Here is a 14,535-nt window from a genome sequence, read left to right as displayed (position 1 = left end):
GAGCCCACCCGTAGGCTGGGCAACCATGTCCACCCCGCAGCCACAGCCTGTACCGCGCTCTGCCGCGACTTCGGCGCCGCAGGCTGCCGAACAGACTGTGACGAACGCCACCGAGTGGCGGCGGCCCGGGCCGAGCCGTCGCCAGCTCCGGCAGGATCTGGCCCTCGGTGCCGGGATGGCCCTGGCCGGGGTGATCGGCACCGACCTGGCCCGGAGTACGTCGGGGATGCCGGTGGATCTGGGCCTCGGCGGGGTCGAGGCCTACGTGCTGAGCGCGGCGGTCGCGCTGCCCTTGTGCCTGCGGCGGCGGTATCCGCTGACCGTGCTGCTGCTCGTCTCGGTGCTGTTCTTCGTCAACGGTGAGCGGAACGTCTTCGCCTTCGCCGGCAACCTGGTTACCCAGGCGACGCAGTTCATGGCCATCTACGCGGCCGTGGCGTGGGGGCGGGACCGGCGCCGGATGAAGCTGACGATGGTGTTCGTGTTCGTCGGCATGTTCGGCTGGCTCGCCTATGGCTTCGTCAAAGCGCTGGCCGACGACTCGATCAAGGGGCCGGGCGGGGGAGTGCTCTCGCCGTACGTGTCCTTCGTGCTGCTGAACTTCGCGCTCAACGTCCTGTACTTCTTCGGCGCCTACTTCTGGGGCCGTACTGCGTGGCGCACCGCCCGGCAGCGATACGAGCTCGAGCACCAGGCCGCCGAGCTGGCCACCCAGCAGCAGGCGAACGCGCGGCGGGCCGTGATCGACGAGCGGCTGCGGATCTCGCGGGAGCTGCACGACGTGGTCGCGCACCACATCAGCAGTATCGGCGTCCAGGCCGGCGGCGCGCGGCGGGTGATGGAGAAGGATCCGGCGGCGGCGAAGAACGCGCTCAGCGTGATCGAGAACTCCAGCCGGAGCGCGGTCAACGAGATGCGCCAGCTGCTCGGCATGCTGCGCGCGGCCGATCCGGAGCTGGACGACGACGAGCTCGGCGTACCGGCGACGAAGGCCCCGCAGGCGGGGGCGGACCGGTTGCCCGGGCTGGTCTCTGCGGCGAACGGCGAAGGTCTGTCGGTCGGCTTCCACCAGATCGGCCAGCCGGTGAAGCTGCCGGAGACGATCTCGGTGTCGGTCTACCGGATCGCGCAGGAGGCGCTGACGAACGTCCGCAAGCACTCGACCGCCCGCAGCGCGCACGTCACGTTGCGCTATCTGGGCGACGCCGCGATCGAGCTCGAGGTGATCGACGACGGCCGCCCCAAGCACGCGCCGGTCGGCAGCCGGCTCGGCCACGTCGGCATCCGTGAGAGGGTCGGCCTGCTCGGCGGCGAGAGCGAGATCGGCCCCCGCCCGGTCGGTGGCTTCCGGGTCCGGGCCCGGATTCCGCTCCAGGCCGCAACCCCGAAGGAGAACAGCGACGATGAGTGAGGCCGGTACGCCGATGCGCGTCCTGCTGGTGGACGACCAGGACCTGGTCCGGGCCGGATTCCGGATGATCCTGTCGGTCGAGCCCGATATCGAGGTGGTCGGCGAGGCCGCCGACGGCGAGAAGGCGGTCGAGCTCGCGCTGGAGTTGCGGCCTGACGTCGTACTGATGGATGTGCAGATGCCTGGTCTCGACGGCATCGCGGCGACCCAGCGGATCGTCACCGCGGACGCCGGCAAGGTGATCATCCTGACCACCTTCGACCGCGACGACTATCTGTTCGAGTCGCTGGGAGCGGGGGCGAGTGGCTTCCTGCTGAAGAACACCGCGCCCGAGGATCTGGTCGAGGCGATCCAGGTGGTCCACTCCGGCCACGCCTTGCTGGCGCCCGAGGTGACGCGGCGGGTCATCAAGCGGTTCACCGGTGGTGGCGATCGCGTCTATCGGCCTGACCTGGTCGCCGATCTGACCGAGCGCGAGCGCGAGGTCCTCGGTCTGATCGCGCGGGGGCTGACCAACACGGAGATCGCCACCTCGCTGTTCGTCGGCGAGGCGACTGTGAAGACGCACGTCTCCCGGGTGCTGCTCAAACTGGGGCTCCGCGATCGGGTGCAGGCTGTCGTCTTCGCCTACGAGTGCGGTCTGGTCATCCCGGGCGACGAACACTGAGCTGATTGGTCCCCCCTGCGGATGACACGGGTGATCACACTGCGGGGCGACGTACTTCGGGGGCTCGGCTCGCTAGCGTGGTGACTACTCCTGGTGATGGGAGCGAATCGGGCGTTCGCCTGGTTCAGGGGGCCGGAGTAGCAGAGGAACGGTGAACGGGATGCTGAGCGTTGCTGGGTTGACCCGGCGGTTCGGTGATCACCTCGCGCTGGACGACGTCAGCTTCGACGTACGGCCGGGTCGGATGACCGGGTTCGTCGGAGCGAACGGAGCCGGCAAGACGACGACGATGCGGATCATTCTGGGGGTGCTCGCGCCCACTGCCGGCGCGGTGACCTGGAACGGTGAGCCGTTGTCGGCACAGGTGCGCCAGGACTTCGGTTACATGCCGGAGGAGCGCGGGCTCTACCCGAAGATGAAGATCCGCGACCAGCTGGTCTTCTTCGGCCGGTTGCACGGGATGACGTCGGCCCGGGCGGCCGAGCGGACCGACAAGATCCTGAACCAGCTCGGGCTGAGCGAGCGCGCGACCGACACTCTGGAGACGCTCTCACTGGGCAACCAGCAGCGGGTCCAGATCGCCGCGGCGCTGGTGCACGAGCCGATCGCGCTGGTGATGGACGAACCGTTCAGCGGCCTCGACCCGCTCGCGGTCGACGCGATGGTCGACCTGCTGCGCGACGAGGTGACGCCGGAGGTGCCGGTGCTGTTCTCCAGCCACCAACTCGAGCTGGTCGAGCGGTTGTGTGACGACCTGATCGTGCTGTCCCGGGGCAAAGTGGTTGCCGCGGGCCCGGTGGCCGAGCTGGCGGCCGGCCCGACTACGACGTACCGGCTGGTGGTCGGTGGGGACGCCGGCTGGCTGCGCGACGTACCGGGGATCAAGGTCCGCGACGTGGCCGGTGCGACGGCCCTGTTCGATGTCGCGACCGATCACGATGGGGGCCTTGTGCAACAGATTCTGCAGCAGGCGATGAGCCGTGGGCCGGTGCTCGAGTTCGGGCCCGAGCGGCAGGCGCTGAGCGACGTCTTCCGGGAGGCGACCCGATGAGCAACGACACCCTGCGGCACCCGTGGCAACTGGTGGCCGAGCGCGAGATCAGTACCAAACTGCGCGACAAGACCTTCCTCGGCTCGACGGCGTTCATGCTGATTGTCGTGCTGGCCGCGACCATCATCCCGGCGCTGATCTCGGGGATGGGCGGCCGGGACAAGATCGCGGTGGTGGACGACGCGGGGGCGCGCGTCGTCGCGGTCGCCGATGCGATCAAGGGCGGCGACAGCTACGAGTCCACCCGTACTACGGACGCCGCGGCGGCCGAGCAACTCGTCAAGAACGGCGACGTGAAGGCCGCGTTGCTGCCGGGCAAGGACGGGTTCGAAGTACTGGGCAAGCAGCGGATCGACAGCGGCCTGCAGGGCAACCTGCGGGAGGCGGCGGCCAATCTCGGGATGGAGCAGAACGCTGGGCGGGCAGGTCTGACGCCTGAGCAACTGCGGGCCGGGACGCAGGTGCAGGAACGGCTGCTCGACCCGGGACCGCTGCCCGAGGTGGTGGCCGGCTTCGTGAACATCGGGCTGGCGCTGATCTTCTACATCACCGCGCTCAGCTTCGGGATGATGATCGCGCAGAGCGTCGTACAGGAGAAGGAGAGCCGGGTGGTCGAGATCCTGGCCGCCGCGATCCCGATCCGGGCGCTGCTGTGGGGCAAGGTGATCGGCAACACGGTGCTGGCGCTGGGGCAGATCGTGGTGATCGCGGTCGCGTCGCTGATCGGGCTGATGGTGACCGGGCAGGCCGACATCCTCCGGGTGATCGCGCCGGTGGCGGGCTGGTTCGTGGTGTTCTTCGTGCTCGGCTTCGTCGCGCTGGCCGGGCTCTGGGCGGTGGCGGGATCGCTGGCCACCCGGCAGGAGGATCTCGGCTCGACCACGCTGCCGGGCCAGATGATCCTGATGATCCCGTTCTTCTTCTCCGCCTTCGCCGGCGCCGAGGCCAAGACGGTGGCGTCGTTCGTGCCGATCGCGTCCTCGATGTCGATGCCGGGCCGGATGCTGACCGAGCACGTGCCGCTGTGGCAGCCGCTGGCGGCGATCGCGATTCTGGTGGTGACCACCGTTTTGATCATCCGGCTGGGGGCACGTCTGTACGAGCGGACGCTGCTGCAGACCGGGCGCAAACTTGGTTACCGAGAGGCGATTTCTCTCAAGTCGTCATGACCTATCGTGAGAATCGGCCCGGCGTTACACGAATTTAGTGGCCTGTGACAAAACCGCAACACGCGACGACTGTGTGTGCGGCCGGAAACTGGACTACGGTCACGATGCATGAACGTTGAGCTGCGCCACCTCAGGGTGGTGGTCCTGGTGGCAGAAGCAGGGTCCGTCGGTCGGGCCGCCCGCTGGCTGAAGGTGAGCCAGCCGAGCCTGACCGCCCAGCTCAAGCGCATCGAGTCGGCGTTTGGCGGGGAGCTCTTCGAGCGTTCCCGCACCGGTGTCACCCCGACCGCTTTGGGCCGGTACGCGGTGGACCGGGCCAGGGCGATCCTCGTCGATGTGGACCACCTGTCCGCGACGGTGTCGGCGATGACCGCGGTCGAGTCGAGTGCGGTCCGGCTGGGCGGATTCCCGACGGCACCGATGTCGGGAATCGCCAGCCGGCTGCGGGACCACGGTGAGATCGAGCAGGTCAGCATCGAGGTCGAGTGGGCCACCAGCGTGCTGCTGCAACAACTGGAGAGCGGGCGGCTCGATTTCGCTTTGCTGCGAGAGTTCCCCGGCTTCGAGCTGCGGCTGCCGAGCGGGGTGGAGGCGCGCACGATCGTCGAATCGGAGTCGGCGTACGTCGTACTGGCTGCGGATCACCCGCTCGCGATGGCGACCCGGCACCGCTCCGACATCGACCTGTCGACGCTGTCCGACGAGGAGTGGATCGGCGAGCCGCCGGACGACAGCGGCTTCCACGTGCTCTTCCGGGCGGCCTGCGAGCAAGCCGGCTTCCAGCCGAAGATCGAGCACCACTCGGTCGACACCTCGGTGCTGATGGGCTTCGTCACCAGCGGCCAGGGCGTCGCGCTGATCTCGCCCACGTCGTACCGGATGCTGTCCAGCGACGTCACCACCCGCCCGCTGGCCGGCGACCCGATCCACCGCCGCCTGATGCTTGCCTGGAGCACCGAATCCCCGCGGGCCCAGATGGCGGCGGATGTCTGCCAGATGGCGATGCACGCCTACGACGAGGCTTTCGCCGAGCACGCCCGCTGGGGCCAGCACCAGCGGATGCACGTCGCCTGACTCTCCTCGCCACGTGAAAGAGCCCCCGCCGTTTGGCGGGGGCTCTTCCTGTTCTGCTCTGTTGTCTGTACTCCGGATCAGGTCCCGGCGGGCCGGAAGTGCCCGGGAAGCTCCATCCGCGACGATGACTGCTCGGTGGTGGGGCTCTCGAACGCGCCCATGAAGAACTCCCCGGTGTCGTCGACATCCGGCGGATCCATCCGCTCGCGGTACTGCTGACCCATCTCTTCCTTGCGATGCAAGCCAGCCTGCGGGGTGTGCGTCTGCGGCGCGACGGGTGCGTCTGTTTCTGGCCGGCTCACCGGAACAGCTTGGGTCGCCTCGCCGCCGTCGTCGTCCCAGTTGGAGCCTGCGCTGCGGTCGCTTCGCGGTGCGGCAGCCCAGGGTGCGGGTGCCTGCGAGCGAGGATCTTCCTGGTCAAACAACTCAGGCGCTGCAGCTTGAGGAGCCGACGCTTGCGGTGCCTGCACCGGCGACGCGGGTGCCTGTGGCGCGGTTGCGGGCGGCGCGGCGGGTGCTGCTGCCTGCGGCCGATTCACCGGCACAGCCTGCGTTGGCTCGCCACCGTCGTCATCCTGAGGTGCGGTTGCGGGTGCTGACGGCGCCGTGGGTGCTGTTGCCTGCGGTCGAGTTACCGGCACCGCCTGCGTTGCCTCGCCCCCGTCGTCATCCTGAGCCGCGCTCTGCGTCGTGGCGCCATACCCCGATGCCTGCGATGCCTGCGACGCGGATGCCTGCGGTGTCTGACTCTGCGGCGCAGGCGCTCGCCCAGCTACGTCAGGCCGAGTCACCGGCACAGCCTGTGTCGCCTCACCACCATCGTCCTCCCGCGGAGCCGCGCTGTGCGTTCCAGCGACCGGCACTCCCGTGTCCCGCCGAGTCACAGGCACCGCCTGCGTCGCTTCACCGCCGTCGTCCTCCACCGGAGCTACAGGCGCGACAGCCTGCGTCGCCTGCGGACGACTGACCGGCATCGCCTGAGTAGGCTCACCGCCATCGTCCACCGGAGAAGCCGCACCAGCCACCGCTCCAGCAGCCGCCTCAGGTACTACGGCCTGCTGGTTGCCAGCCACTCGAGGCGCAACGTGCTTGGGAGCCTCCGGCTCAGGCACCGGCACCGGCACCGGCACCGGCTGCGTGGCGTCACCATCGTCCTGAGACCCACCACCGCGCTGCACGACAGTCTCCTCAGCATCAGCCTGCGCGACGCCCGGCGCAGTACGAGCCTCCGCGGCCGCATCCTCCGACTCGTCAACCCGCTGCACCGGAGCAACCTGAGGCGAGGCGGCAACTACCGTCTCGTCCGAATCGGTGTCATCGGCAACCGTCTGCTCATCCGCCCGCACGAGCTCAGTCTCATCGGAGTCCGTCGGCACCAACACCGTCTGATCAGAATCCGTCGGCACGAGCACCGTCTCATCGCCACGATCATCACGGTCGTGCTCGTTCTCAGCCGTATCGTCCCGCCCAGCCTCGGAGGAGTAGGCCATCCCCGCAGCCGCCGGGTCGAACTGCGTCGTCTGCTCGTCCGCCTGGTTCCGCGGCTTGAACGGCGTCTCCACCGGCTCGTCGTCGAACAGATCGTCGTAGTTGCTGTTCCCGAAGTTGTTGCCGAACCGGTTGTTCTCCGCCGGATAGTCGCCCGGGGCAACAGCAGCAACGGCGACCGGCGGCTCCGGCATCTGCTGCGCCTGAACCGCGGCTTCCTGCTCACGCTGCAGGCGATCCGCCTCGACCCGCGCGCGCCGCCGGCGTTGCACCGACCGCACGATCGACTGGATGCCGAAGATCAGCGAGATCACCGCGAGGATCGGTACTACACCGTTCAGCGTGTACTGCTTGATCCCGTCGATCATCCCGGTGGTCACCCCCGGCACGTCGTTGAGGAAGTTCGTCAGCCGGTTGGGGATCCAGTGCACGGTGTAGATCATCGCGCCGAAGGTCAGCGCCGCACCGAGTGCCGCGGCACCCGCGAAGTACGACGCCACGGTCCAGAAGATCAGCGCGCCGATGCCGTAGGCAAGCGCCATCTCCTTCGCGTTCAGCTTGATACCGCCGTCCGCCGCGAGGACCCCGAACATGGCCGGTCCGACGAGCGCTACCGCGATACCAAGGAGGAAGCCGAGAAATTTGGACACCTCCACACCGTAGCGACGATCACGCTCCGCACAGCGGCGACACTTCGCTCAATCTTTACGTCACCCACCGGCGCCGCCACCCACCGCTAGCCAAACCTCTCCACCGGGGCAGGACAAATCACCCCGTTGGATCAGGCCGACAATCCCGTTGGCCAAGCCGAACCTCGCCGATCAGGTCGGGCCTATGGTCCTCGCGGAGTCAGGCCCCACTTTCCCGCTGAGTCAGACGGTGAGCCCGTACGTGATGCCAGCCGGCGCCGGCTCCTCGTCGTGCCCGAGGTCAGGGGAGCGTTGATAGTCCTGCCAGGACAGCACCACGTCGAGGTGACGGCGTACCGGCTCGAGCACCTCGGCGATCGCCACGTCCCGGCCGAGCTCCTGCGACAACGTGGTGACGTCGGCGTCCGAGATCCCGCACGGCACGATCCGGTCGAACCAGGTCAGGTCGTTGTCGCAGTTCAGCGCGAAACCGTGCATGGTGACGCCTTGCGAGACCCGGATCCCGATGGCGGCGATCTTCCGCTCCTTGCCGCGCTCGTCGGCAGGCACCCAGACGCCGCTGCGTCCCTTCACCCGCCCGGTTCGCACACCGAGCTCGGCGCAGACCGCGATCAGCGCCTCTTCGAGCCGGCGCACGTAGTCCACGACGTACACGTGCGAGGCGAGCTTCACGATCGGGTAGCCAACCAATTGACCAGGACCGTGCCAGGTGATCTTGCCGCCGCGGTCAACGTCGACCACCGGCGTACCGTCCAGCGGTCGCTCGTGCGGCTCGGTGCGCTTGCCGGCCGTGTAGACCGGCGGGTGCTCGAGCAGGATGACCGTGTCCGGTCCGGTGCCTTCGGCAACCTGCGCGTGCAGGCGCCGTTGCTCGGCCCAGGCCTGCTCGTAGTCCACCGCGTTGGCGCCGAAGCCGGCCTCCACATACTTGATTGCGCTCACGACTTCGAGTGTAGGCGGCCCGTCCGGAGGCCGTTCGCCGCCATCCACAGGGCCCGGTCGGAGCCAGGGCTGTGGATAACTTCCGGCCGGTCGAGGCCGATCCCTGCATCCTCTTGGGTATGGAACACGAAGACCTCTCCGGCTACAGCCTGCGACGGGGGCTCGGGTCCGGAACGGCCGGCACGGTCTGGCTGCTCCGCGACCTGGCCACCGGGCGGCACGCTGTGCTCAAACGCATCCCGAAGAGCACCGTCCCAGCGCCGAAGGGCTTCCTCGGCGATCTGGAGCTCGCCCGCACCATCGACCACCCTCACCTCGCCCGCCTGTACGAGGTCCGCGAATCCGACCGCGAGTGGCTCCTCTTCAGCCAGTACGTCGCTGCCGGCACGCTGACCTCGCTGCTGGAACGTCGAGGCGTGCTGTCACCAGGCGAGCTGGTCACCCTGCTCAGCCCGCTGGCTCAAGCTCTGTCCTTGCTCCACGGCACCGGCCTGCCCCACGGTCGGTTGACCTCCGACAACATCATGTTCGACGCCGACGGCCGCCCAGTGATCACCGACGCAGGTCTTCGCAGCCTTGTCCCATCCGCCACTCCGGAGTCCGACCTGCAGTCCCTCTCCGAGATCGCCCAAGCCGCCGGCAGCACGGCAAAGACCTTCCCTCCAGCTGTCTTCAGTACCGCCGACCAGTTGGCCCGTCACGCCCTCCAGCAAGCTCTTCCTCTGCCCATAGACCTCGGCTTCACTCCCGACCAGCAACCCACGTCGACGCCGTACTCGGTTCCCACGCAGGCACCTTCTCAGCGGCTGGTTCGCCCAACCCATCGCAAGCCACCAATAGCCAAGGCCGCAATACGTCGGGCGGCCGCACGCAGATCCGGTCGTCCAACCGCTGGCCAGATCCGCCGATTCCTGCACACCAAGCGCGCCGCCTACGGAATCCTCGCGGCCTGCGGAGCCGGCGCGGTGACAACGCTCGCGATCGGGATAGCAACTCTCGGCGTTCTTGGCGATCCCGCCAACACCTCCACTGCCGCAGCAGACCAAACCACCCACCCAACTCCAACCCCAACTCCACAACCCACCCCAACACCGTCTCGCATGCCCAGCGCAGCGAAGGACCAGCAGTGGTTACAGATTCTGCAAGCGCTGGACAGCAGCCGATCCCGCGCGTTCGCTCGGCTGGATCCCGGCGAACTGAACGCTGTCTACGTCAGCGGCAGCCCGCCGTGGACCGCCGACCGCAAACTGATCGCCACCTACCGCAGCCAACGCCTCCGCATCGAAGACCTCCGCTTGGAGATCAAGACGGTGAAGATTGAAGCCGCAAACCCGAAGACCGTCGTACTGCGAATCGTCGATCGGCTGGTCGCTGGAGCAGCCGTCAGTAGCTCGGGCCAACGGACTGCCTTCCCACCAGGCACACCAACATCACGGCGCATCACACTCACCGCAAATGGTCCCGGCTGGCGAATCTCCGCGATCGCAGCGGCCTAAAGCAGTGCCAGCGGAGACAAGTTAGGCAAGAGCCGACTGGAGGGCAGGCGCGACCGTGGGGTGCGTGAAGGTGAAGGACGTCGAGAGCAGCGCGTCGGGAAGCGCTCGCTTGCTGCCGAGAAGCTCCCACGCGAACTCGCCCAGAAGGGTGGTCATCAGAACCGAAGGAATAGGAAGCAGCGTCGGCCGATGCAGAGCCGCGCCCAGCGCCTTGGTGAATTCGGCGTTGGTGGCGGGCTCCGGGAGCGTGACGTTCACCGGGCCGGAGACCTGCTCGTTCTCAGCGCAGTGGCGGACGGCGCGCAACCAGTCGGCCAGCGAGACGACGGGGAAGTACTGCTTGCCCGAGCCGAGACGCCCACCGGCGCCCAGCCGGAACGGAAGCGACATCAACTGGAAGGCAGGAGCAGAATGACCGAGAACAACACCGGTGCGCAGAGCAATGACACGGCAGCCGGCTTCGCGGGCCGGATCGGCAGCGCCTTCCCACAACCGTACGACGTCGGCGAGGAAACCTTCACCGAGTTCGGATTCCTCGGTCAGGATCTGATCGCCGCAGTCTCGGCCGTACCCGCCGACACCGCTCTGGGTGATGAACACCGGCGGCCGATCGAGTTGCGCGGCGGCTGCGGCGAGGGTGCCGGTCGTGCTGACCCGACTCTCCCGGATGACAGCGCGGTACGTCGGGGTCCAGGGCTGGCCGATGTTCGCGCCGGCCAGGTTGATCAGGATGTCGGCGTTCTCCAGCGCGCGAGGATCGAGTTGCCCCCGCGCGGGATCCCACCAAACCTCGCTCGGCTGGGACGGCTCACGCCGTACCAGCCGGGTGACCTGGTGGCCGGCAGCCACCAAGTCACTTGCGAGGGCCTTGCCGAGGAAGCCGGAGGAACCGGCGAGCACGTACTTCACTGGTCAGTCAGCTCCGGCTTCCTGGTGGGATCAGACGTCGAACTGGGCTTCCTCGAGGCGCTGCTTGACCGCGGTCAGGTAGCGGGCCGCGTCGGCGCCGTCGACCAGACGGTGGTCGTAGGTCAGCGCCAGGTAGACCATCTGCCGGATCGCGATCGTCTCGCCGAGCTCCGGGTGGGTGATGACGACCGGGCGCTTGACGACCGCGCCGGTGCCGAGCATGCCGACCTGCGGCTGGTTCAGGATCGGGGTGTCGAACAGCGCGCCCCGGCTACCGGTGTTGGTGATCGTGAATGTGCCGCCCGCCATCTCGTCCGGCAGCACCTTGTTGATCCGGACCCGGTTGGCCAGGTCGGCGATCTTCTTCGCCAGGCCGGCGATGTTCAGGTCGCCGGCGTTGTGCACGACCGGGACCATCAGGCCCTTCTCGGCGTCGACGGCGATCCCCAGGTGCTCGGCCGCGTGGTACGTGACCTCGCCGGCCTCGTCGTTGATCGAGGCGTTCAGCTTCGGGTACTGCTTCAGCGCGTCCACCGCGGCGAGCGCGAAGAACGGCAGGAAGGACAGCTTGACGCCCTCGCGGGCCTCGAACTCGGCCTTCTTCGCGTTCCGGAGCTTGGAGATCTCGGTGACGTCCACCTCGACCACGGTGGTCAGCTGCGCCGAGACGTGCAGCGAGTTGACCATGTGGCTGGCGATGGCCTTGCGGATCCGGCTCATCTTCTCGGTGGTGCCACGCAGCGGGCTGACCGGTGCGGCAGCCTTCGCCGCGGGGGCGGAGGCAGCAGCGGCCGGGGCCGGAGCGGCGGCAGCCGCAGCAGCGGCGGCCTTCTGAGCCTCGGCTGCGGCGAGCACGTCCTGCTTACGGATGCGGCCACCGACGCCGGTGCCCTGTACTGCGGCGAGGTCCACCTGGTGCTCAGTTGCGAGCTTGCGGACCAAGGGGGTGACGTAGTTCGGGGCGTCTGAAGAGGAACCATTCGACGAGGCTGCCGGAGCCTGGCTTGCCTGCGGGGCCGGTACCTGAGCTGCAGGCTGAGCGGACTGCGGCGCCGGGGCCTGGGCTGCAGGCTGAGCTGGCGGAGCTGCCTGCGGAGCCGGAGCCTGAGCTGCCGGTGCCTGGGGCGCGGGGGCCTGTGCGGCAGGTGCTTGTGCGGCGGGCGCCTGCGAGGCCTGAGCGGGCGGGCCCTGGGCTGCGGGTGCCTGCGGGGCAGGAGCCTGTGCGGCCGGGGCCTCTGCTGCCGGAGCCTGCGCTGTGGGTGCCTGGGCGGCGGGAGCCGGGGCTGCCTGCTCGGCGGCGGGGGCCGACTGAGCGGGGGCGGACTCGGCGGGGGCCGACGGGGCGGGGGCTGACGCGGCCGGGGCTGCGTCGCCGGAGCCGACGATGGCGAGTTCGGCGCCTACCTCGACGGTCTCGTCTTCCGCGACCTTGATCTCCAGCAGCTTGCCGGCGACGGGGGACGGGATCTCGGTGTCGACCTTGTCGGTGGAGACCTCGAGCAGCGGCTCGTCGACGGCTACGTCGTCGCCGACCTGCTTGAGCCAGCGGGTGACGGTGCCTTCGGTGACGCTCTCGCCCAGCGCGGGCAGCGTTACCGACGTACCGGACGCGGCGCCGGAGGCCGGCTCAGATGCGGCCGGAGAGGCCGCGGCGGCCGGGGCCGATTCGGCCGAGTTGTCGGCAGAGGCGTCGCTCGAGGTGGCCGGGGCAGCCTGCGCCTGCGGCGCGGCCTCGGCCTGCGGTGCCTCGGCAGCGGGCGCTTCCGCTGCAGGTGCCTGAGCGGCGGGGGCTTCGGCTGCGGGAGCGGCCGGGGCCTCCTCGGCGGGGGCTTCGGCGGGGGCCTCGGCGGGAGCTTCAGCAGGGGCCTGGCCGTTGTCGGAGGCGGTGGACTCGCCGGCGTCGCCGATGACGGCCAGTTCGGCGCCGACCTCTACGGTCTCGTCCTCGGCGGCCTTGATCTCCAGCAGGGTGCCGGCCACGGGGGAGGGGATCTCGGTGTCGACCTTGTCGGTCGAGACCTCCAGCAGGGGCTCGTCGACGGCAACCGTGTCACCGACCTGCTTGAGCCAGCGGGTGACGGTTCCTTCGGTGACGCTCTCCCCGAGGGCCGGCAGGGATACTGAGGTCGGCATGACGGTCGTTGCTCCTTCGTCTGATCGGTCGTGTTCAGCCTACGGTGCCGCTCGAACCGGCGGGATCTGGGTCACACCCGACCCGCCGGTCGCGGCACTCAGAACTTATTCATGGAAGTGGAGGGGCTTGCCGGCCAGCGCGAGGTGCGCCTCGCCGAGAGCCTCGTTCTGGGTGGGGTGGGCGTGCACCAGCGGCGCGACGTCGGCGGGGAAGGCCTCCCAGTTGTAGATCAGCTGCGCCTCGCCGATCAGTTCGCCGACCCGGGAGCCGACCATGTGGACGCCGACCACGGCGCCGTCCTTGGCGCGGACCAGTTTCACGAAGCCCTGGGTCTTGAGGATCTGGCTCTTGCCGTTGCCGCCGAGGTTGTAGTTGAGGATCTCCACCTCGCCGTACTTCGCCTTCGCCTGCTCCTCGGTCAGGCCGACAGAGGCGACCTCCGGCTCGGAGTAGGTGACCCGGGGGATGCCGGCCTCGTCGATCAGGGCCGGCTTCAGCCCGGCGATGTGCTCGACCACGAAGATGCCCTGCTGGAAGCCGCGGTGCGCGAGCTGCAGGCCGGGGACGATGTCGCCGACCGCGTAGACGCCGGGCACGCTGGTCTGCAGGTGCTCGTCGACGGTGACGAAGCCGCGGTCGAGCGCGATGCCGACCTCTTCGTAGCCGAGTCCGGCGGTGTTCGGGCCGCGGCCGACGGCGACCAGGAGCAGCTCGGCCTCGATCACCTCACCACCGGCCACCGTGACGCGGACGCCGTTGTCGTGGGTGTCGACCGACTCGAACCGGGTGCCGGTCTTGAAGCCGATCTTGCGCTTGCGGAAGGCCCGCTCCAGAGTCTTGCTGCAGTCGGGGTCCTCGTTCGGGACCAGCCGGGGGAGCGCCTCGAGGATCGTCACCTTGGTGCCGAACGAGGTCCACGCGCTGGCGAACTCGACGCCGATCACGCCGCCGCCGAGGATCACCGCGGACTCCGGCACCCGGTCCAGGGTCAGCGCGTGCTCGCTCGCGATCACCCGGTTGCCGTCGAGCTCCAGCCCGGGCAGCGAGCGCGAGTAGGAGCCGGACGCGATGATCAGGTTCTTACCGGTGTACGTCGTGCCGTTGACGGCGATCGTGGTCGGGGAGGTCAGCCGCCCCTCGCCCTCGATCACGGTGATGCCGCGGGACTTGATCTGCCCCTGCAGGCCCTTGAAGAGCCGGTCGACGACGCCGTCCTTGTACTTGTTCACGCCGCCCATGTCGACGCCCTCGAGCGTCGAGCGGACCCCGAACTGCTCACCTTCGCGGGCCGAGTCGGCGACCTCGGCGGCGTGCAGCAGCGCCTTGGTCGGGATACAGCCACGGTGCAGGCAGGTGCCGCCGAGCTTGTCCTTCTCCACCAGAGCAACCGACATCCCCAGTACTGCGGCGCGCAGCGCGGCGGCGTAGCCACCACTGCCTCCGCCCAGAATCACCAGGTCGTACGTCGTGTTGCTGTCTGCCGTGTTCGTCACGAGTTCCTCCGTGGGCGTCAACAAGGTCGGCGGGCGGCCCCGGATCGCGGA

The 14,535-nt window shown here is 68.8% G+C and carries 11 protein-coding genes; 6 read left to right on the top strand and 5 right to left on the bottom strand.

The annotated features are described in order from the left end of the window. Nucleotides 1-25 precede the first annotated feature (25 nt). From AB0P21_RS06975 to AB0P21_RS06955, 5 genes are all read left to right on the top strand, one after another. Nucleotides 26-1,411: a sensor histidine kinase gene (locus AB0P21_RS06975; protein ID WP_363694356.1), complete on the top strand. Its 1,386-nt coding sequence runs from the start codon at nucleotides 26-28 to the stop codon at nucleotides 1,409-1,411. Then, entirely contained in the window at nucleotides 1,404-2,078 is a 675-nt protein-coding gene (locus AB0P21_RS06970) for a response regulator transcription factor (RefSeq protein ID WP_363694355.1), read from the top strand. The genes AB0P21_RS06975 and AB0P21_RS06970 overlap by 8 nt, the downstream gene beginning before the upstream one ends. Before the next feature lie 160 nt (nucleotides 2,079-2,238). After that, nucleotides 2,239-3,129 (top strand): ATP-binding cassette domain-containing protein, encoded by an 891-nt coding sequence (locus AB0P21_RS06965; protein ID WP_363694436.1) that lies wholly within the window; start codon nucleotides 2,239-2,241, stop codon nucleotides 3,127-3,129. Further along, nucleotides 3,126-4,298 (top strand): ABC transporter permease, encoded by a 1,173-nt coding sequence (locus AB0P21_RS06960; RefSeq protein WP_363694354.1) that lies wholly within the window; start codon nucleotides 3,126-3,128, stop codon nucleotides 4,296-4,298. The genes AB0P21_RS06965 and AB0P21_RS06960 overlap by 4 nt, the downstream gene beginning before the upstream one ends. Before the next feature lie 108 nt (nucleotides 4,299-4,406). Further along, nucleotides 4,407-5,372, top strand: a complete 966-nt coding sequence (locus AB0P21_RS06955) for a LysR family transcriptional regulator (protein WP_363694353.1) — start codon at nucleotides 4,407-4,409, stop codon at nucleotides 5,370-5,372. Between the two features lie 77 nt (nucleotides 5,373-5,449). On the opposite strand, the gene AB0P21_RS06950 is transcribed toward AB0P21_RS06955, so the two are convergent. Beyond that, entirely contained in the window at nucleotides 5,450-7,510 is a 2,061-nt protein-coding gene (locus AB0P21_RS06950) for a hypothetical protein (RefSeq protein ID WP_363694351.1), read from the bottom strand. A gap of 222 nt (nucleotides 7,511-7,732) precedes the next feature. After that, nucleotides 7,733-8,452: a lipoyl(octanoyl) transferase LipB gene (lipB, locus tag AB0P21_RS06945; protein ID WP_363694350.1), complete on the bottom strand. Its 720-nt coding sequence runs from the start codon at nucleotides 8,450-8,452 to the stop codon at nucleotides 7,733-7,735. A gap of 119 nt (nucleotides 8,453-8,571) precedes the next feature. Here lipB and AB0P21_RS06940 point away from each other — a divergent pair, with 119 nt between their 5' ends. Next, nucleotides 8,572-9,948 (top strand): protein kinase family protein, encoded by a 1,377-nt coding sequence (locus tag AB0P21_RS06940; RefSeq protein ID WP_363694348.1) that lies wholly within the window; start codon nucleotides 8,572-8,574, stop codon nucleotides 9,946-9,948. Between the two features lie 21 nt (nucleotides 9,949-9,969). Here AB0P21_RS06940 and AB0P21_RS06935 read toward each other — a convergent pair whose 3' ends face one another. The 3 genes from AB0P21_RS06935 to lpdA all read right to left on the bottom strand — a co-directional run bounded on the left by AB0P21_RS06935 (nucleotide 9,970) and on the right by lpdA (nucleotide 14,484). After that, nucleotides 9,970-10,857: a TIGR01777 family oxidoreductase gene (locus AB0P21_RS06935; RefSeq protein ID WP_363694346.1), complete on the bottom strand. Its 888-nt coding sequence runs from the start codon at nucleotides 10,855-10,857 to the stop codon at nucleotides 9,970-9,972. 30 nt (nucleotides 10,858-10,887) lie between these two features. Beyond that, nucleotides 10,888-12,990, bottom strand: coding sequence for a 2-oxoglutarate dehydrogenase, E2 component, dihydrolipoamide succinyltransferase (gene sucB / locus AB0P21_RS06930; protein WP_363694345.1), 2,103 nt, complete (start codon nucleotides 12,988-12,990; stop codon nucleotides 10,888-10,890). Nucleotides 12,991-13,095: 105 nt separating this feature from the next. Continuing rightward, a complete protein-coding gene (gene lpdA, locus AB0P21_RS06925; protein ID WP_363694344.1) occupies nucleotides 13,096-14,484 on the bottom strand; it encodes a dihydrolipoyl dehydrogenase in 1,389 nt (462 codons plus the stop codon). Nucleotides 14,485-14,535: the final 51 nt, after the last annotated feature.

Origin of the sequence: Kribbella sp. NPDC056861 (assembly GCF_040687575.1) — a bacterium.
GTDB lineage: Bacteria > Actinomycetota > Actinomycetes > Propionibacteriales > Kribbellaceae > Kribbella.
Note: the sequence above shows the minus strand (reverse complement) of the source record. Positions and strands in the feature narration are given on the sequence as shown.

What these genes read in the sequence shown, in the direction of transcription:
- AB0P21_RS06960 (WP_363694354.1), top strand. Translation starts at nt 3,126, where the DNA reads ATGAGCAACGACACCCTGCGGCACCCGTGGCAACTGGTGGCCGAGCGC.
- AB0P21_RS06940 (WP_363694348.1), top strand. Translation starts at nt 8,572, where the DNA reads ATGGAACACGAAGACCTCTCCGGCTACAGCCTGCGACGGGGGCTCGGG.
- sucB (WP_363694345.1), bottom strand. Translation starts at nt 12,990, where the DNA reads ATGCCGACCTCAGTATCCCTGCCGGCCCTCGGGGAGAGCGTCACCGAA.
- AB0P21_RS06975 (WP_363694356.1), top strand. Translation starts at nt 26, where the DNA reads ATGTCCACCCCGCAGCCACAGCCTGTACCGCGCTCTGCCGCGACTTCG.
- AB0P21_RS06955 (WP_363694353.1), top strand. Translation starts at nt 4,407, where the DNA reads ATGAACGTTGAGCTGCGCCACCTCAGGGTGGTGGTCCTGGTGGCAGAA.
- AB0P21_RS06965 (WP_363694436.1), top strand. Translation starts at nt 2,239, where the DNA reads ATGCTGAGCGTTGCTGGGTTGACCCGGCGGTTCGGTGATCACCTCGCG.
- AB0P21_RS06970 (WP_363694355.1), top strand. Translation starts at nt 1,404, where the DNA reads ATGAGTGAGGCCGGTACGCCGATGCGCGTCCTGCTGGTGGACGACCAG.